This is a genomic window from Clostridium perfringens ATCC 13124 (assembly GCF_000013285.1).
Taxonomy (GTDB): Bacteria; Bacillota; Clostridia; order Clostridiales; family Clostridiaceae; genus Sarcina; species Sarcina perfringens.
Window position 1 is genome coordinate 1,611,739 of record NC_008261.1, and the last position, 19,486, is coordinate 1,631,224.

Genomic DNA, 19,486 nt, shown 5'->3' on the forward strand with positions numbered 1-19,486 from the left:
TTTATTCAATTCCTTTTCTGAACATATGAGTAAAATGCTTATCATAAAGAAGACTCTTCTCATAATTACAGTCAATGAAATCTCCAACTAATATTTGAGCACATTTATTTATACCAGCTTCCTTAACCTTTTCTGATATATTTTCTAGTGTTCCTATGATTATTTCTTGATCATCCCATGTTGCTCTAGAAATTACAGCTATAGGAACATCTTCTCTTCCATATCCTCTTTTTAATTTTTCAACTACCTTATCAATCATTGATATAGAAAGGAATAATGCCATAGAAGCTCCTATTCCTGCTAACTTTTCTAAATCCTCTGTCTCTGGTACTGGTGTTCTTCCTTCAACTCTAGTTAATATAACAGTTTGAGTTACTGATGGAAGAGTAAACTCTTTCTTTATAGCTGAAGCTGCTGCTGTAAAGGAACTTACTCCTGGTACAACCTCATATTGTATATTGAACTTATCTAGTTCATCCATTTGTTCCTTAATAGCTCCATATATTGATGGATCTCCAGTGTGAAGTCTTACTATTACTTTATCTTCACCATCATTTTCTTTTATAACTTCAACTACCTCTTCTAAAGTCATTGAAGCTGAGTTATATATTTTAACTCCTTCTTTACAAACATCTAAATGTTCTTTGCTTACTAAAGATCCTGCATATATTACAACATCTGCTTTTTCTAATAAATTTCTTCCTCTAACAGTTATTAAATCAACAGCTCCTGGACCTGCACCTATAAAATATAACATTTTATCCTTTGCCTCCTAATAAAATACGATTTTTTATTTATAATTTTTCTCTATTTACTTGCTAGTATTAAAGACATGTAATCTCTATGATTTAAGATCTCTTCTCTAGTTTTTAAAACTTTTTCCCCTTCTCTACCTGCTCTACTAACTAGAACATAATCAAATCCTTTTTCTTCTAAAACATCTAAAACTTCTTCTTCTTTTTTATAAACTTTCATTATTACAACGAACTTTTCATCTTTTATGTCATGTACTCTACCTGCTGGAAGAACAAGTAATGGTTCATTACCTACAACTAATGTTCTATCAACTATGCTAGCTGCAGCACAGAAAGATGTTATTCCTGGAATAGTTTTTACATGGAAACCATGGTCTTCTACATAATTTAATAAATGTATATAAGTACTATAAACATAAGGATCCCCTATAGTTAAGAAACTTACATTTTTTCCTTCTTTAAGTTTTTCTAAAATAAAGTCATAAGCCTCTTTAACTTTTAATTCTCTGTTTTTCTTTCCCATTGGGAAATGTTTAACAGCTATTTCTGTTCCTTCTTTTATGTATTCCTGAGCTGCTATTAATGCTATGCTCTCTCCACCTTCTTCTGCACTTGGTGCTACTATAACATGACTATTTTCAATAGCCTTTACTGCCTTTATTGTTAATAGTTCACTATCTCCTGGTCCTACACCTATTCCATATAATATTGCCATTAATTTTCCTCCTTAAATGCCTTAACAATAAAAATTGGATTATTGCTAATCATCATGTATGTATTTTCTCTATTTTTACTTATGTTAACTAAAGAAATTTCTGTTTTATATTCTAATTTCTTTAAAAATTCTATTGCATTATATGCATTGTTTAAAGTTATAAAGTTTAATACTAAAACTCCATCCTCTTTTAATATTTCATCTGATATATTTATAATTTTTTCAAGGCCTCCACCAGAGCCTCCTATAAATATAGAATCAAATTTTGAGATTTTTTCTTCTTTAATTTCCTTTGAAAGTGATTCCATATGTTCTATAGCATCACCCTCTAAAAGAGTAACATTATTACAATTAAACTTTTTTAAGTTCTCCTTAGTTACTCTTATGGCTTCTTCATCTCTTTCTATAGAAAATACAGATCCCTCTTCTATAAATTTAGAAGCTTGAATAGTAATACTACCAGTTCCACTTCCTATATCTAAAAAATTAGAATCTTTATCTAAATCTAATTTACTAATAGTAAGGATTCTAATATCCTCTTTTGTCATAGGACATTTTCCTCTTATAAACTCTGAATCTTTTATAAACTTCATATATCCTCCAAAGGAAAATTTATCTTTCAATTATTATTACAGATAAATCTCCATAATCCTTTTCGCAAATTTCTCTTGGGCTTCCAATTGTTATATTTTCATCTTCATAAGAAAGATTTTCTCCAACATATATAGTACATTCTATAGAATTTTCTATTAACCTTTTACTTAGCTCAGAAGGAGTATTTTTTTTATCTGTTAACCAAATAGAAAGTTTATTTTCCTTCACAACTTCTATAAAATTTTCTTCTCTTCCATGCATACTTCCAACAAAAGCATCATTCCAAGTCTTATTAACCCTACATGTTAAATATTGAAAAGAACTTATTCCAGGAACAATAGAAACTTCTCCCTCATAATTTTTACATATATAATTTGTAATTCCATAAAAGGTTGGATCTCCTGAGGCAACTATTGAAATCCTCTTTTCCTTATTTTCATTTAGAAATTCTATTATTTCTTTTAAACCTTTTACTCTCTTAAATCTTTCATCATTTATACTATTTAAAAACTTTAAGCTAGAAATTGCTCTTTCAAAACCAACTATATAATCACTTTTTTCTAGTTCCTTAATAACTTTAGGAATTATATAGTCTTCATGGCCTGGTCCTAATCCTAATATTTTAACCAAAAGCCTTCATTCCTTTCTAATTTAAGTTTAATCAAACAAGTTTGAATTTTTAGATTCATATAGTAACTTCATTTCCTTTGATCCATAGTACATAAGAATATTAAAGTTTGCTTCACCATAAGCATATATATCTAATCTCTTTAGTACCTTTTCTCCAATTCTTTCATATAACATAGGAAAATCCTCTCCAAGAAGTCTTACGGCACCTTCACTTGTTTTTTGATCTAAAACTTTTTTTACTAGTTCTAAATCATATCCCATTAAGGTAAGCTCTAGGGCTATAACTTCTAATCTAACATCTGAAACCCTACTATGTGTATTGAAACATCCAAAGGCAATCTTGCTTAACTTTCCTATATGTCCTACTATGGTTAAATCCTTTATTCCTTGAGCTAAGGCACACTCTATAGAAAAACCTACATAATTAGATATAACAACTATATTGTCTTTTTTGTATCCTCTTTCTCTTAAGAATCTTTCTCCCATATTTCCAAATACAAATACAAGATCTTTATTATTTACGGCTTTTTGTCTTATTTCAATTCTTATAGATTCCTTTAAGGCCTCTTCTGACATTGGATAAACTATTCCTGTAGTACCAAGTATTGATATTCCATCAACTATACCTAATCTAGGGTTAAATGTTTTCTTAGCAATCTCTCTTCCTCTTGGAACAAAAATTGTTATTCTAACTCCCTTATCCTTAGGAAGTACACTTAAGACTTCTTTTTTTATCATTTCTCTAGGTACTGGATTTATGGCAGGTTGTCCTTTTTCTACAAAAAGACCCTCTTTAGTTACTACTCCAACGCCTTCTCCTCCACATAGTTCAAAGCCTTCTTCAATTTCTTCTGCCTTTGCAAAGATTTCAAGACCTGAGGTAGCATCTATGTCATCTCCCCCATCTTTTACTATGGAGCAAGATATTGAATTTTTTTCGACCTGTATATCTTGTATTTCTAAATTAAGTTTTATATTTTTAGGAGTATCTATTTCTATAACACTTATGTCTTTTTTATTAAAAAGCATATAAGTGGCGGCTTTAGCAGCAGCTGCTGCACAAGACCCTGTAGTGTATCCACATCTAAGTTTCTTTCCACCGCTTTCTATATACATATCAAACATTTAGATTACCTTCTTTATTACATATCTCTTTTATAATTCATATAAAGTAATGCATTTATTATAGCTGCTGCTACTGTACTTCCACCTTTTCTTCCCTTAACTCTTATATAAGGAATTCCAAGTTCATCTAAATCTTCTTTACTCTCACTAGCCCCTACAAAACCAACTGGAACTGCTACTATAAGCTTTGGATTAGCTTTTCCTTCCTTAATAAGTTCTCTAAGTTTAAATAAGGCAGTTGGAGCGTTTCCAAAAACAAATATATCTACATTTTCCTTTGCTGCAAGTTCAACTCCTGCCATTGATCTAGTTATTTCTTTTTCTTTAGCTAATTTAAATACCTCTTCTAATCCAACATAGCATTCAACTGATGCATTTAATTCTTTTAATGCTCTTTTGTTCATTCCTGATAAAGCCATTGTTGTATCAGTATATATTTTAGCTCCATTCTTTAATGCAGAAACTCCTGCCTCTATAGCACCTTCACTTATTTCTATTAAATCTTGATATTCAAAATCCGCAGTAGTATGTATAACTCTTTTTACTATTTGTAATTCCTCTTCTGAAAAATTATGTTCATGCATTTCAGAACCTATAATTTCAAAACTTCTTTTTTCAATTCCCATAGGGCTTTTCATGTAATCCATTATTTCATTTCCCTTCTATGTTTCTTCTTTTTAGTTTCTCCAAGTCCTTTATATGTACCATTAATAACATCATTAATTCTATCTATGTATAAATTTCCAAACTCTTCGTATTCTCCTAAGCCTTTTAAAATAACATTAGCCTTTATTCCTTCACTTTCAAATCTGCTCTTCCATGAATCTTCTTCATCTGAAGCCATATCATTTTTAGCATGATCTCCAGCTACAACCATTAAAGGAATTATTGTTATTTCTTTTATATCTTTCTTCTTAGCTTTCTTTAAGACATTTGAAAAATTAGGATACCCTTCTACAGTTCCTACAAAAACATCTTCATAGTCCTTATCTATTAAAACAGATTGTAAACATCCATAAACAGCATTTGATGGATGAGCACTACCATGTCCAACAAATACACATGGAGAATTCTTTTCTATTAAATCTTTCATTGTATCTACGAAATATGAATAATCATCTGGACCTGATTCAAAACCTTCATAATGGAATATTGGTCTTCCTATTTCTATCTTTTTAAAGCATGGTTCATATTCCTTTACCATATGCTTTATATAATCAAACTCTTCTCCTGGAATAATATGAAGTGGTTGAACTATAACTTCCTCATATCCTTCCTCTCCTAATTTCTTTAAAGCATCCTCTGGAAATAATACTTCCATGTTATGTTTTTCTTTAAGTTTTCTTACTATCATATGTGATGTAAAACTTCTAAAAACATCATATTCTTTAAAGTTTTCCTGTATTGAATCTTCTATTTTCTTTATAGAATTATTTAATGCGTCTAAATGACTTGTTCCAAAACTTACTACTAATATAGCTTTTTTCATATTTCACCTCTAAAATTTAAAAATAAAAAGCATCTGTGCTACAAAGAACAGATGCTTACAAATCAAAGTAATTATTCCTCAAAATTATGAACAAATAAGTACTAATCTCTTCCCTCCGAAGCTTAGTTCATGATCTTTAGGCAGGTATCCTGACTTAAGGCTTATCCTCATTTCTCCCTTCCCAATTTATATAATCAGTGGTCAAATAGAAACTTGTATCCTATCACAGTAGCGGGGGCTGTAGTGGACTTTAACCACTTTCCCTTTTAATTAAAATCAAACCTAAAAATATAAAATATTATTTTTTTTAATTATAATATATAATCTTAATTATTTCAATATAGGGTAAATTTCTTATTTTTTATATTTGTAGTATAATTAAGTTGTTAATTTTTTCTTACCATATTTTAAATCTTTAAAGGTTAAATTTGTGTTACATTTGACTTTTATGTTATAATTCAGTAATATATGATGAAATACACTTAAGTTGTGGACAGTTTAACTAAAGGAGTGTAGTTTATGCAAAAAAGAATTTTGTCAGCATTAATTGCTATGGCAATTAGTATTTCAGCTACTCATGTAGTTTTTGCTGATACAGTAAATGATAAGAAATCTACTATACAGGAGAATAAAGTAAAATATTCACAATTAGATAATGAAGTTATTTCACTTAACTCTCAAGTGTCAAAACTTAATAATGAAATTGAAGATTTAAATGCTAAGTTAGAAGATAATAAGGCTAAAATGAAAGATACAGAAGAGAATTTAAAAGAGACAGAAAGCAAAGTAAGCACTTTAAAAACTGAAATAGATGAAAAACAATCTGTTTTAGGAAAAAGAATGCGTGCTATGTATAAAAGTAAGGATTCTATGAATCCCGTAGTTTTCTTGCTTAAGTCTGAAGACTTATCAGATTTAATAACAAGAATAGACGCTTTAGCAAGGGTTACAGCTTTAGATAAAAATCTTATACAAAGTTTAGATGAGCAAAAAGATTCTCTTAATAGTGATATTAAAAAGTTAGAGAGAGATAAAGCTGAACTTAAAGAATTGAAAGCTTCAACTGAGGAATCTCTTAAAACCTTAGATAGTAAAAAAATTGAAGAACAAAAGAAAATTGATGAATTAAATAAACAAAAAGAGGCTGTTTTAGAAGTAATTAAAGAAAATGAAATGTCTTTAATATCTCATTCAGTTTCAGTTATAAATTCAAGTTCATCAATTAATGAACTTGAAAGTGCAGTAAGCACATTGAATCAATTAATACCACAACTTAACATTGATTCTGTAAAAGAGGCAGCTAACAATTCTGTACAAGCTGCTAAAAATAAAATTGAATCATTAAAAGCTGAAGAAGCTAAAAAAGCAGAGGAAGCTGCTAAAAATAATGCTGCAAACTCTTCAAATACTACTAGCAGTAATAATAGTTCTAGCCAACCTAGTAGCGATGGCAAGTATAAGAAAACACTTTCTATGGAAGCCACTGCATATAGTGGTGGAACCTTAACAGCTATGGGACTTAAACCTGTAAGAGATCCAGGTGGAATAAGTACAATAGCAGTTGATCCTAGTGTAATTCCTTTAGGATCAAAAGTGTACATCCCTGGTTATGGTTATGCTATAGCATCAGATACAGGTGGAGTTATAAAGGGAAATATTATTGACCTTTACATGAACTCTCATGATGAATGTATATCTTGGGGAAGACGTCAAGTTACATTACACATAGTTGCTTATCCTGGTGAATGGTAAAAAGATAAGACTTTTCGTCTTATCTTTTTCTTATTTTACTTCCAAAATTATTAAATGCCTTTAAAAAAAGAAAAATTACTAAAAATGCTATTATTGCAGTAATAACTACAAATAAAAAGTTTAATAGATCTTTAAAACTTAAACCCACTCCATCTAAGAAATTTCTAACCTTAATACTAACTTTAAAAAAACCCCATAAAATCAAACTTCCAATAATACCTACTGAGGCTGCTGTTAATCCAATCTTTGATCTTTTAAATATACATATTAAGCCTATAAAAGCAAAAGTTATTATTATAAAAATAAATTTCCAATCTAAAAATTCCAAAATCTATTCTCCTAAAAATACTTCTCTATTATTTTACTTAATAAAAGTTTTAATTATTCATTTACTTGTTTAAGATTTTAATTATTTTATTAGGTAAGTAAACTTTATAATTCCTAAAGAAACTCTATAATAATATCCTTATTAAATTTCTTATTTTTTGTAAAGATATGATTTTAATCATAATTATAAAGAATAAAATAGTAATAGCAAAAAAAATAGGAGTCAACTAGACTCCTATTTTAATTAAACTGTAAATCACTTTAATTATTATCCTGCAAAAACAGGTACATCAAATGTGAAATTATTTTCTAAATATAAATCTTGATAACTCCTCATAATATCAGCAATACTTGATGCATACCATGGTGTTGTAGCATATTGATGCCATATATTTGATACATTTTGATTATATCTCATCTTATAAAGAGTATTTTGACTATATCTTGAACTATGAACATAATTTAATGAAACAAATTCTGCAGCACCCTTTATAGCATTTTCAATACTTGTCCAACCTCTATTATAAGCATATGTTGTTCCTAATATTAAAGCTCTATTTGGAAAAACTGATGAATTATCCTTAGCCCCTATTCCAAATAAATTATAAACTGTTACTGGCTTAGATAATTTAATCATATGATATCCTACTAATTGACCATTACCATTATATATAGGTTTACTTTCATCTGCAATTTCAGTAATTGTTACACCCTTTGCAAGTTTACTTGTTCCATTACCTGTTTCGTGTAAACATTGAGCAACTAAGTATATAGGATCTATGTTAAAGGCTTTAGCAGCATTTACAAAAGCTTGTCCTTGTCCTGTTAAAACTCCTTTGTTACTTAATCTACTACTTAATCCACTTACATTAACTGATCTAAATTTATCTATTCTTAAGAACTGTAGCTTATTAGTAGCTTTAGCTGGATTTATATATTTTTCAAATTCTGAGTATGAATAATTTGAAGGATTATTTCTTTGTTGTAATTTTATATATTCGTTAAGTGATACTCCATAATTTGTTTTTGAAGCATTTCCTATATCTAATCCAGGATTAACATTTGAGTTACCATCAAAAATATTTATATAATTTTTAGATGCATAAGCTTCTTGTCCTTTATAAGTTATCTTATAGAAACCATTTTCTTCTCCTATTATTTCAACACTTTCTCCACTATTTAAAATTCCAATAATTTGAGATGAAGTATTAGCTTCTTTCCTTACATTTAATCCTTTAGATGCAGTTACAACACCAGTTTTCTTACTATTTTCAGGGTTACTTGGTTTTTCTGGTTCTGTTACTACCTCGTCTTTAATATCCTTGATATATTCCTTAGCCACATATCCATGAGAACCTTTATATTCTATTTTATAGAATGCCCCTTCTTCTCCTACTATTGTTACCTTTGTGTTTCCGCTTAAGCTTCCTATAACCTTACTGCTTGTACTTGCTCCTTCTCTTACGTTTAAAGAGCTACTTACATTCACTATTCCTGTTTTTTCAGTACTTTCAGGAGTACTTGGTTTTTCTGGAGTCTGTGTACCTTGGTTACTATTACTACTTTCTGTAACATCTTTAACATATTCCTTAGCTACATATCCATGAGAACCTTTGTATTCTATTTTATAGAATGCTCCTTCTTCTCCTACTATTGTTACTTTTGTGTTTCCGCTTAAGCTTCCTATGACTTTACTGCTTGTACTTGCGCTGCTTCTTACATTTAGTGAACTACTTACATTCACTATTCCTGTTTTTTCAGTACTTTCAGGAGTACTTGGTTTTTCTGGAGTCTGTGTACCTTGGTTACTATTATTACTTTCTGTAACATCTTTAACGTATTCCTTAGCTACATATCCATGAGAACCTTTGTATTCTATTTTATAGAATGCTCCTTCTTCTCCTACTATTGTTACCTTTGTGTTTCCGCTTAAGCTTCCTATAACTTTACTGCTTGTACTTGCTCCTTCTCTTACGTTTAGAGAACTACTTACATTTACTATTCCTGTCTTTTTAGTAGTTTCAGGAGTACTTGGTTTTTCTGGAGTCTGTGTACCTTGGTTACTATTATTGCTTTCTGTAACATCTTTAACATATTCCTTAGCTACATACCCATGAGAACCTTTATATTCTATTTTATAGAAGGCTCCTTCTTCTCCTACTATTGTTACCTTTGTGTTTCCGCTTAAGCTTCCTATAACTTTACTGCTTGTACTTGCTCCTTCTCTTACGTTTAGAGAACTACTTACATTTACTATTCCTGTCTTTTTAGTAGTTTCAGGAGTACTTGGTTTTTCTGGAGTCTGTGTACCTTGGTTACTATTATTGCTTTCTGTAACATCTTTAACATATTCCTTAGCTACATACCCATGAGAACCTTTATATTCTATTTTATAGAAGGCTCCTTCTTCTCCTACTATTGTTACCTTTGTGTTTCCGCTTAAGCTTCCTATAACTTTACTGCTTGTACTTGCGCTGCTTCTTACATTTAGTGAACTACTTACATTTACTATTCCTGTCTTATTAAGAGATCTAACAGCCAAAACTACAGGTTCTGCTTTAGGAGTAGCTTTAGCTTCTTTTTTAGATTCATCAACTTTTTCTTTTTTAACTTCTTCTTGTTTTACAACTTGAACCTTTTCACTGTCTCCATCTTTTGATATGTATTTAGAATAAACATAGCCATATGAATTATTAAACTCTATTTTATAAAATCCATTACTTTCACTTATTATGTTAACTTTTTCTCCACCTTTTAAGCTACCAATAATCCTACTATTTGTAGTAGACGCTTGTCTAACATTTAAAGCTGTATTTATATTAACCTTACCTGTTCCTTCAATTGGCTCTTTTTTTACTTCTGTCTTAACTTCATTATTTTTATATGAAATTAAATTAACATATTTACTAGATACATATGCTCTTCTACCATTAAAATCAATTTTATACCAACCATCAATTGATTTATCTAATACATTTACCTTATCATTTTTATGTAAAGTTCCAATCACTTGACCATTTTCATTTGGGCTAGTTCTAACATTTAATTGATTAGCAGAAATTAAACCAACATTATCTTGATTTAAATTATCTCCTAGTACTCTTATGTCCTTAGCTTCTACATAACCTACAAAATCTTTATAACCAACTTTATACCAGTTATCAGATACCTTGTCTATTATGTTAACTCTAGCGCCCCTAGGTATTGAAGTTATTATTTCATGAGAAGAATCTGCACCTTTTCTTAATCCTAGGTCTTCTGATGAAATAATTTCTCCAAATGAATTTCCTTTAGAAGTATTAATGTTTTTAACCTCATTCACTGGTTTCGCATGTACTTTAGTATTAGTTGTACAAACTATTGCTCCAGCTCCAATTACAGCACCTACTATAAGACAGCTTAATCTATTTCTATTCATGTTACCCTCCTTTTATAAAAAATTAATATTTTATATAAAATCATAAAAAATTCATTATAAATCAATGTTAATTCTAAGGAAAATAATGAATTTCTTATAATTATTACTTATTGCTCATAATCTTTCCAATAATATTATACTTCCTAAATCAAAATTAGCCAATAATTATAAAACAAATCTTTTTAAAATTCCACCTTTTTTGTTTACTAAATTATAATTTTTCTATTTTTTTCTATATTTTATTATACTAAAACATTTTCAACAAAAGTAATATTTGTAATAAAAAAATACACGTCATGCAAATTTAATATTTACATAACGTGTACTCATTTATTAAAACTTTATAATAGACTTATATCTTTCCTAAGCGTTGATATATCTATTATTTGTTCATTCCTTCTTCTACAGCAACAGCAACTGCAACAGTAGCTCCTACCATTGGGTTGTTACCCATACCGATAAGACCCATCATTTCAACATGAGCTGGAACTGATGATGATCCTGCGAATTGTGCATCTGAGTGCATTCTTCCCATAGTATCAGTCATACCGTATGAAGCTGGACCTGCAGCCATGTTATCTGGGTGAAGAGTTCTTCCTGTACCACCACCTGATGCTACTGAGAAGTATTTCTTACCTTGTTCAACACATTCTTTTTTGTATGTTCCAGCAACTGGGTGTTGGAATCTTGTTGGGTTAGTTGAGTTACCAGTGATTGATACGTCAACTCCCTCATGATGCATTATAGCAACACCTTCTCTAACGTCGTCTGAACCGTAGCATTTAACTTTAGCTCTTGGACCGTTTGAGTATGGAGTTTCTTTAACGATGTTTAATTTACCAGTTACATAGTCAAATTTAGTTTCAACATATGTAAATCCGTTGATTCTTGAAATTATGAATGCAGCATCTTTTCCAAGACCGTTTAATATAACTCTTAAAGGCTCTTTTCTAACTTTGTTAGCTTTTTCAGCTATTTTGATAGCACCTTCAGCAGCAGCGAATGATTCGTGTCCTGCTAAGAATGCGAAACATTTAGTTTCATCTCTTAAAAGCATAGCTCCTAAGTTTCCGTGTCCTAATCCAACTTTTCTGTCATCAGCAACAGATCCTGGAATACAGAAAGCTTGTAATCCTTCTCCGATAGCTTCAGCAGCATCAGCAGCAGTTTTACATCCTTTCTTGATTGCTATAGCAGCACCTAAAGTGTAAGCCCATCCAGCATTTTCGAATGCTATTGGTTGAGTTTCTTTAACGATTGTATAAGGATCGATTCCTAAATTTTCGCAAACTACTTTAGCATCTTCTATTGTTTCCATTCCGTACTTTTCTAATACAGGTTGTATTTGGTTAATTCTTCTTTCATAACTTTCAAATAATGCCATTTTATTATCCTCCTTCAATAATGAATATATAGATTATTCGTGTCTTGGATCTATAGTTCTAACAGCTTCGTCAAATCTTCCGTATTGACCAGTAGCTTTTTCCATAGCTTCGTTAGCGCTCATTCCTTTAGCTACCATTTCCATCATTCTACCTAAGTGAACGAATCTGTATCCTATGATTTGATCATCTGCATCTAAAGCTACTTTTGTTACATATCCTTCAGCCATTTCAAGGTATCTTGGTCCTTTAGCTAAAGTTCCGTACATAGTACCTACTTGTGATCTTAATCCTTTTCCTAAGTCCTCAAGACCTGCTCCTATTGGTAGTCCACCTTCTGAGAAAGCAGTTTGGCTTCTACCATAAACTATTTGAAGGAATAATTCTCTCATTGCAGTATTTATAGCATCACAAACTAAGTCTGTGTTTAAAGCCTCTAATATAGTTTTTCCTGGTAATATTTCTGAAGCCATAGCAGCTGAGTGAGTCATACCTGAACATCCTATAGTTTCTATTAAAGCTTCTTCTATGATACCATCTTTAACGTTTAAAGTTAATTTACATGCTCCTTGTTGTGGTGCACACCAGCCAACTCCATGAGTTAAACCTGAAACATCTTTTATTTCTCTTGATTGAACCCATCTACCTTCTACAGGGATTGGTGCTGGACCGTGGTTTGGACCTTTAGCAATTACACACATTTCTTGAACTTCGCTTGAATACATCATATTCATTTCTCCTCCCTAAAAAATAACTTATAGTAAAAATTTACTATATCTATTCCTCTTAACAACTTGGGACTTTTTTCGTCCCTATGGGATATTTAATTACCCTCACGTCTATTTTAACAAAACAATGGCGATGTAACAATATATTTCTAAAAATTTTTCTAAAAAAACTCAATATTTTTTTATTTTATTACAACATTTGAGAATAATTCTCATATTTTTTCCCAAATTATTGAAAACAAATTATATTTTTACCTATTAATCCTTTTCAATAAACATTTTAAAATCTAATATTTTTTAAATTCATAAAATGTGCTTTATATCACATTTTACTAATTTAAAATTTATCTCTTTATAAAAAATATTTCTTTCTACAAAAAACATCCCACTAAATATATTTTCTTCAGTCTTTTATACTATTTCTATTTAATAAGATAAATCTCATGTTATATTCTATGTAATTTAATAAGGTGCATCTCAAAATGAGGTGCACCTTATATTATTATTTGTATTACTATCTTGCAGTTCTTAAAGTTAGGCTTTCTTTACTTGAAACTTCCCCATTTGAATATTTAGCTGCAATCTTAAAGTTATAGATTGTATGTCTATTTAACTTTTTAAATGTATAAGAAGTTTCATCCTTGCCTATTTCAGCTACCTTTTTACCATCCTTATAAAGAATATATCCTTCTAAGCCTTCTGTTGTTTCTGGTTCTGTCCAAGTTACAGTTACATTCTTTTTATTTATTTCTGATGCTTTAAAATCTCTTACTGGATTTACAACAATTTCTGGACTAGTTCCTTCTATTATATTAACTGTTTTTTCAGTTCCTGCAATCTCATGAACTAATCCTTCTCCATCTCCAACTGATGAATTGGTTACACTTAAATTACTTCCTTCTGCTTTAGCTTCTGCTCTTAGGACAACCTTAGCTAAAACTTCTTTAGCTGGCAATGGTTCTCCAGTTAAAGAACTTACAAGCACTCTAACCTTTCCATCTTCTATTTTCTTAGCATTTACAAATACTCCATCATCAGAAATTGCTTCTACATATTCAAAGGCATTTTCATCATAATTTAGTGTAAAATCATAAGCAAAAGCTTCTGCATTTACTAATTCGTCTATACCCACTCCAACTTCTAAGTTTTCTCCAACTTGAACTTCCTCTAAAGCTTCAAGAGATACACTTCCTGTTACCTCAGCATTTTCTTTTAACTTTCCATGAACATTAACCTCTGCAGCAGTAGCAAATTTTCCTCTACCATTTGCTTGATCTGAAACGCTATCTGTAACATCTAATCTTACATATTTAGCATCAACACTATCAAATTCTATAAATTTAATAGCTGCATTATCTTCTAAAGTTCCAGTTTTAACTTCTGTAAAGTTTTCTCCATCTAAACTAACAGATACTTTATACCCTGTTATTCTTCCATTTTTACTATCTTGTCTTGGAGCATATTTAACTTTATTTATTTCATATACATTATCTAATTCTAAAGTTAAATGATGAGGACCTTCATGAGCAGGTGATGACCATTTACTATGCCAGAAAGTATTCATATCACCATCTGAAGCAAAGGAAGCTGGTGCATTTTCCCCTGAAGTCTCTTCTGATGAAGCTGTTATCTTTACTGTTCTTGGATTTATTAATGTTAAATCAAAACTTAAAGCTTCTTGTATAAATGATTGAGCAACCTTTTCAGATATAACTGCAAAGCTACTTAAGGCTGTATTTAATTTATTTTGTGCAATTTCTTTAGCACTTTCATAAGCCTCTGTATCTTCATTTAATTGAGCTACAATCATATCTAATGAAGCCTTATCCCCTTGAGCTAAAGTAATAAGTTCATCAAGTTGTCTTGAGCATTCTTCTAAAGCAACTTCAGGTAAATTTGCCTTTAGATTATTACAAGCTTCTTCCATTCTTGCAAACTCGCCATATAACTCTTCTATAAGAGCACTTGCATCTTCTTTAGAAGATAACTTATTCCATAACTCATCCATTTTTGCTCTAAGCTCTGGAGCGTCTTCTCTTCCTGATTTAGCCCAAGTTTTATTGTCCATTCTTGTTGAATGGTTTGCAAATACCTTCATATCTTCTGCTAAATCACCATAAAGCATATCAATTGCTCTATTCCAAGCCTTATCATAATCATAGTTATCCATATTCCAGCTATAGTCAGCAGCTGTGTGTATTGATATTTTTGAAAGCTCAGCATGCTCCATTGGGTTTACAGTAAAGAAATCTACATATTGATTTAATCCTTTATCTAATCCATGCATTGGTCCTAAGGCAAGTTTACCTTTAAAATAATCTGTTACTGGATAATTCCACCATACTGCCATATTTCTATTGTATATTCCACTTATAAGTTGTGCATCACTTAAAGGAATTTCATTTGTAACAACTCCAGGGCCAGTCCACATAACTTCTATACTAGGATCAACAGTTTCTGCAAAAATTCTAGTATAAGCTCTAGGTTGTCCATTACTTACCATAGCTCCAGTATCATACTCTGTTGGAACTGTTATTAATGGTTTTACATCTCCCTTAGCCTTTACAAATTCTTCATTAAATCTATTTAAAACTTGAGCATGTTTAGCTGCACTCTTATCTTGAATATCATCCCAATAGATTGCAAAACTTCTTACACCCATGTCATATAAAGATTCTGCCTTTGTTATTAAATGATTAAAATCTTCTTCTCCTGCATCTCCATCAAATCTTATATCTATTCCTGGAGAAATACCGAAAACAAAATCAACCTTATTTTCAGCAGAAGCATTTATAAGTTCTTGCATTCTTTGCATTTCACTTTCTGGATATGGCTCTCTCCATTTTTCTCTGTGATATGGATCATCTTTAGGAGCATAAATATATGTGTTTAATTTATTTTCACCATAAAATTTAATTTGATCTAATCTATCTTGATGTGTCCAAGGAGTTCCATAAAAGCCTTCTACAATACCTCTAGCACTAACTGTTGGATAATCAGTTATATTTACTTCTGGTATATTAGATTCCTTAACTAATTGCTTAAATGTTTGAACTCCATAGAAAGTTCCATCTCCATCTTTACCCTCAATAGCTATTTTCCCATCATTTGAAACTAAAGCATATCCCTCTTCTTTTAAATTTTCTGCTGTAGTTCCATTTAAAGCTTCATCTAACTCAGGAATATCATCATCAACCTCACCTATTATAAGGGTAGTTGAATTTGGATCATTTTCACTATTTATTTCTATGTTGTTTGCAGTTAAAAATTCCCTTAAAGCATTTACTGCATTCTCATCTGCCTCTTCCTCACCAACTAAATTTATAGAAGAAGTTATCTTAAATCCATCTCCTACAACCTCTAAATTTTCTGGTGTTGGATTTAAATTTGGAACTAAAACCTGGTTTTCTTCCCCAGTTTTAGGTCCTACAGCTCTTACAGTAGTAGTTATTAAGCCATTTGCAATAAACATACAAGCAAAAGCTGAAGTTAAAAGTCTCTTAAGCATTTTTCTTTTCATAGTCCCCTCCTATTTCAAAATATTTACATTACAATTATAATATCGTTTACAAGTATTGTAAATAGTTAAAAAAATTGGAAGGATAATTTTTTCCTCCCAATTTTTATTATTACCTTTTTGTTCTTAAAGTTAAGGTTTCTTTAAATTTATAACTATCAAATCCCATATCTCTAACTATACTTGTTTCACTCCAATTAGTTTTTCCCATAGTTTATTAAACTTTCTTATTATAAATAGTTAACATTATTAGATATATTTCCCTCATATTTATATGAACCCCAACTAAGGTATTATATTTTTCTTAAACAACCTTAGACATTTCATTAAATTCTTCTACTCCAATAGCTCTTTTATTAAAGTTATTACTATAGTCTTGGTGAGAACTATGATGCCCCTCTGATTCATACCCTTTAATAAGCATCATTTGTCCAAAACCATCTAAATAATTAGTCAACTAAATCATCATTATTTTTATCTCCTGAAATTACAATTCTTGACCAAGGTAATTCAGTTACTCCACTAAAAGTTCCACCCTCTGAGTCACTTAATTGCTCCCTATATGTCCATGAGCCATTCCAAAGTCCTGCTTCTTTAACCCCTTCATTTAAAGTTGTTTGATAATATACTTGTTTCTCATAATCAAGGACATTATTCTCTAAAGATGCAACTAATCCTCCATTATCTAAAAATGCCATAGTCTGATGAACTGGATTCTGATCAACTTCTTTTTCTCTTAAATCATAAAAGTAATCATTAGAACTTAATATTCCATGAGCTCTTGCTGTAGTAATATCTAGATTTTCTTCCTCTTCATTTATGCTTATAAGATTATGATTTGGAATTTGTATTTTATAAATCTTAAACTCCCCCTTTTCATTTATTTCTTCAAACTGAAGTTTAACTGTATTATCAATTATTTTAAAAGATATTGCCATCTCTACATTTATATTTCTAAAATTCAATCTATATAAATAATACTCTCCTTCAATATGGTCATAAATTTTTTCTGAGGTTACTTTAGGTTTAAATCTACTTCCATTTATTAAAAATTCATCCCTTGATTTTCTTGCTCCCTTAAGGATCTTCTCTCCTATTTTATATTGAACTATATTAGGAAATTCTCTATCAACAACTATTTCTAACCCATTACTTTTTAATATTTCAATGCTTAATATTTTTCTAAATTCTATATTCCCTTCTAGAATAAACTTAGGATTTGTAATATCCTTATTGTTAAACTCTAATCCCCTTTTTAGTTTTTCCTTTAAGTCTATAACTTCTCCATCAATATTTTTCTTAGTTGACTCTTTACTAATATAATCCTTTACTCCCTTTGATGATTCTGACGTTAATCCATAAATTGAAGTTAATAAATAAGATTTATATTTTGAAAGATTTTTTCTCATAAATTTATATTGCGCCATAATTTCCCCCTATCTTTCAGTCCTTAAGTTATTTTTTATAAAAAACTTAACAGCTTTTCTCCCTAAGTATAATTTTAAATTTACCATTCACATAATATGTATACTACAATAATTTTACAAATATTACCATATAATATTTAAAAAAGCGTGTATTAAAGTAAATTTTATTTAAAAACCACTTTAATACACGCTCTTTCTATGATTTATTACATATTATATGATATTTTTCTATTATCTATTGTTATAATATTCTTCACACTTTTTCCAGTTTATTATATCGAAGAAATAGTCTATATACTCTGGACGTCTATTTTGATATTTTAAATAATAAGCATGTTCCCAAACATCCATTGTTAATATAGGAATTAATCCTAAAGAAATAGGAGATGATTGATCCTTAGTTGACATGATTTCTAACTTTCCATCTTTATCACTAACTAACCATGCCCAACCTGAACCAAAGGTAGAGATTCCACATTGTTTAAACTTTTCTTTGAATTCTTCAAAAGAACCAAAATCTCTGTCTATAGCATCTGCTATTTCAGCAACTGGTCTATTACATCCTTTTCCTAAAATGCTCCAGTAGAATTCATGGTTATAAACTCCACCACCTTGATTTACTAAATCAGCCATAATATCCTCTGGCATATCATCTAAATTGCTTAAAATATCGTATAAGCTTTTGCCATAAAGCTCAGGATGTTTTTCTAAAGCTTTATTTAACTTATCTACATAAGCTTGTTGATGTTTGTCATGATGAATTTTTACTGTTTCTGCATCTATTGATGGCTCTAAAGCATCATAAGGATAATCTAAAGGTTTTAATTTAAAACCTTCCCCTTTAGTTGAAGATGATCCACAGTAAGCTGGATACATTAATGGACTTTTTTTGTGTTTTAAAAAATTATTTTTCATTTTTTACCTCCTCATATTTGAAATAATTTATTATTATTCTTCCCAATACCTATTTTTATATTTATTTTTTTAATTTAATACTTTGTAAAATCAAAGTTTTAAATATATAATAGCTAATAAAAAATATACCTAAAACAATTATTAAGGTAATAATTAAATTTAATCCATCCTTACTTTGAATTATGTATAAACTGTTTATTGTTCCATTAATAACATTGCTATTCATTATAAATAAAGTTAAGACAATACTTATCCACTTTATGTCTTCAAAATCTAATTTTTCTAGAAAAAGTGCATAAACAATATTAACTATGGCTATTATACTTATTGTTGTTATTAATGTACTCTTTAAAACCCCTTCTTTAAATTGAAATATTTCATTTTTAGTAAGTATCCAAAATACTTCATTTATTATAAATCCTACAATTAAACTATCAACTAAAAAGAATATATTCCTTATATACTTTTTATATATTAATTTTTTGCTTTCAACAAAATTATCTAAACTCTCTTTATAGTCTAGCATAATCATACAAAAAGATAATATACCAACTATATATTTGAAGAAACTCCATTTTAATATGCTAGACATAAATAGTGAAAGAACCACTGAAAGAATCAATAGCTTATGTTCTATAAAATGTTTTTTAAAAGAAAAAAATACCTTAAGCATATTAAGTCCTCCCTTGATGTAACTTATTTCCTTTGTATC

Annotated in this window: 17 protein-coding genes and 1 riboswitch; of the genes, 1 reads left to right on the forward strand and 16 read right to left on the reverse strand. The window is 29.8% G+C overall.

All coding sequences use genetic code 11. From position 1 onward, the window contains the following. Position 1: 1 nt before the first annotated feature. From cobM to CPF_RS07000, 7 genes are read right to left on the reverse strand one after another with little or no spacing between them, the layout of a single operon-like run. On the reverse strand, positions 2–757 hold the full coding sequence (cobM, locus tag CPF_RS06970; protein WP_003452074.1) for a precorrin-4 C(11)-methyltransferase: 756 nt from the start codon (positions 755–757) through the stop codon (positions 2–4). A 50-nt stretch (positions 758–807) separates the two neighbouring features. Further along, positions 808–1,470 carry a cobalt-factor II C(20)-methyltransferase gene (locus CPF_RS06975; protein WP_003456602.1) on the reverse strand — a complete coding sequence of 221 codons (663 nt, stop codon included), beginning with the start codon at positions 1,468–1,470 and terminating at the stop codon, positions 808–810. After that, positions 1,470–2,063: a precorrin-6Y C5,15-methyltransferase (decarboxylating) subunit CbiT gene (gene cbiT / locus CPF_RS06980; RefSeq protein WP_003452120.1), complete on the reverse strand. Its 594-nt coding sequence runs from the start codon at positions 2,061–2,063 to the stop codon at positions 1,470–1,472. The genes CPF_RS06975 and cbiT overlap by 1 nt, the downstream gene beginning before the upstream one ends. 19 nt (positions 2,064–2,082) lie before the next feature. Next, a complete protein-coding gene (gene cbiE, locus CPF_RS06985; RefSeq protein WP_003456587.1) occupies positions 2,083–2,694 on the reverse strand; it encodes a precorrin-6y C5,15-methyltransferase (decarboxylating) subunit CbiE in 612 nt (203 codons plus the stop codon). A 27-nt stretch (positions 2,695–2,721) separates the two neighbouring features. Continuing rightward, positions 2,722–3,819 carry a cobalt-precorrin-5B (C(1))-methyltransferase CbiD gene (gene cbiD, locus CPF_RS06990; protein ID WP_003456440.1) on the reverse strand — a complete coding sequence of 366 codons (1,098 nt, stop codon included), beginning with the start codon at positions 3,817–3,819 and terminating at the stop codon, positions 2,722–2,724. A 17-nt stretch (positions 3,820–3,836) separates the two neighbouring features. Then, complete coding sequence (locus CPF_RS06995; protein WP_003452122.1) at positions 3,837–4,466, reverse strand: precorrin-8X methylmutase; 630 nt, start codon at positions 4,464–4,466, stop codon at positions 3,837–3,839. After that, positions 4,466–5,308, reverse strand: a complete 843-nt coding sequence (locus CPF_RS07000) for a sirohydrochlorin cobaltochelatase (protein ID WP_003452057.1) — start codon at positions 5,306–5,308, stop codon at positions 4,466–4,468. Before CPF_RS07000 ends, CPF_RS06995 begins: the two co-directional genes overlap by 1 nt. A gap of 121 nt (positions 5,309–5,429) precedes the next feature. Beyond that, positions 5,430–5,609, reverse strand: a riboswitch (cobalamin riboswitch). 218 nt (positions 5,610–5,827) lie between these two features. Here CPF_RS07000 and CPF_RS07005 point away from each other — a divergent pair. Next, positions 5,828–7,060: a 3D domain-containing protein gene (locus tag CPF_RS07005; protein WP_003456592.1), complete on the forward strand. Its 1,233-nt coding sequence runs from the start codon at positions 5,828–5,830 to the stop codon at positions 7,058–7,060. A 19-nt stretch (positions 7,061–7,079) separates the two neighbouring features. Here the strand turns inward: CPF_RS07005 and CPF_RS07010 are convergent, their stop codons facing one another. The 9 genes from CPF_RS07010 to CPF_RS07045 all read right to left on the reverse strand — a co-directional run bounded on the left by CPF_RS07010 (position 7,080) and on the right by CPF_RS07045 (position 19,447). After that, positions 7,080–7,388: a hypothetical protein gene (locus CPF_RS07010; protein WP_003456488.1), complete on the reverse strand. Its 309-nt coding sequence runs from the start codon at positions 7,386–7,388 to the stop codon at positions 7,080–7,082. A 267-nt stretch (positions 7,389–7,655) separates the two neighbouring features. Beyond that, positions 7,656–10,805, reverse strand: coding sequence for an SH3 domain-containing protein (locus CPF_RS07015; protein WP_011590707.1), 3,150 nt, complete (start codon positions 10,803–10,805; stop codon positions 7,656–7,658). Between the two features lie 382 nt (positions 10,806–11,187). Further along, positions 11,188–12,189 carry a GGGtGRT protein gene (locus tag CPF_RS07020; protein ID WP_003452142.1) on the reverse strand — a complete coding sequence of 334 codons (1,002 nt, stop codon included), beginning with the start codon at positions 12,187–12,189 and terminating at the stop codon, positions 11,188–11,190. A 33-nt stretch (positions 12,190–12,222) separates the two neighbouring features. Then, positions 12,223–12,915, reverse strand: coding sequence for an iron-sulfur cluster assembly scaffold protein (locus CPF_RS07025; RefSeq protein WP_003477845.1), 693 nt, complete (start codon positions 12,913–12,915; stop codon positions 12,223–12,225). 514 nt (positions 12,916–13,429) lie between these two features. Beyond that, positions 13,430–16,435, reverse strand: coding sequence for an O-GlcNAc hydrolase NagJ (nagJ, locus tag CPF_RS07030; protein WP_003456570.1), 3,006 nt, complete (start codon positions 16,433–16,435; stop codon positions 13,430–13,432). 301 nt (positions 16,436–16,736) lie between these two features. Next, positions 16,737–16,889, reverse strand: coding sequence for an endo-alpha-N-acetylgalactosaminidase family protein (locus tag CPF_RS14885; RefSeq protein ID WP_080503684.1), 153 nt, complete (start codon positions 16,887–16,889; stop codon positions 16,737–16,739). Further along, complete coding sequence (locus CPF_RS07035; protein ID WP_041702669.1) at positions 16,882–17,859, reverse strand: hypothetical protein; 978 nt, start codon at positions 17,857–17,859, stop codon at positions 16,882–16,884. Before CPF_RS07035 ends, CPF_RS14885 begins: the two co-directional genes overlap by 8 nt. Positions 17,860–18,090: 231 nt before the next feature. Continuing rightward, positions 18,091–18,774, reverse strand: a complete 684-nt coding sequence (locus CPF_RS07040) for a superoxide dismutase (protein ID WP_003467108.1) — start codon at positions 18,772–18,774, stop codon at positions 18,091–18,093. A 61-nt stretch (positions 18,775–18,835) separates the two neighbouring features. Beyond that, positions 18,836–19,447 (reverse strand): hypothetical protein, encoded by a 612-nt coding sequence (locus CPF_RS07045; protein ID WP_011010339.1) that lies wholly within the window; start codon positions 19,445–19,447, stop codon positions 18,836–18,838. Positions 19,448–19,486: the final 39 nt, after the last annotated feature.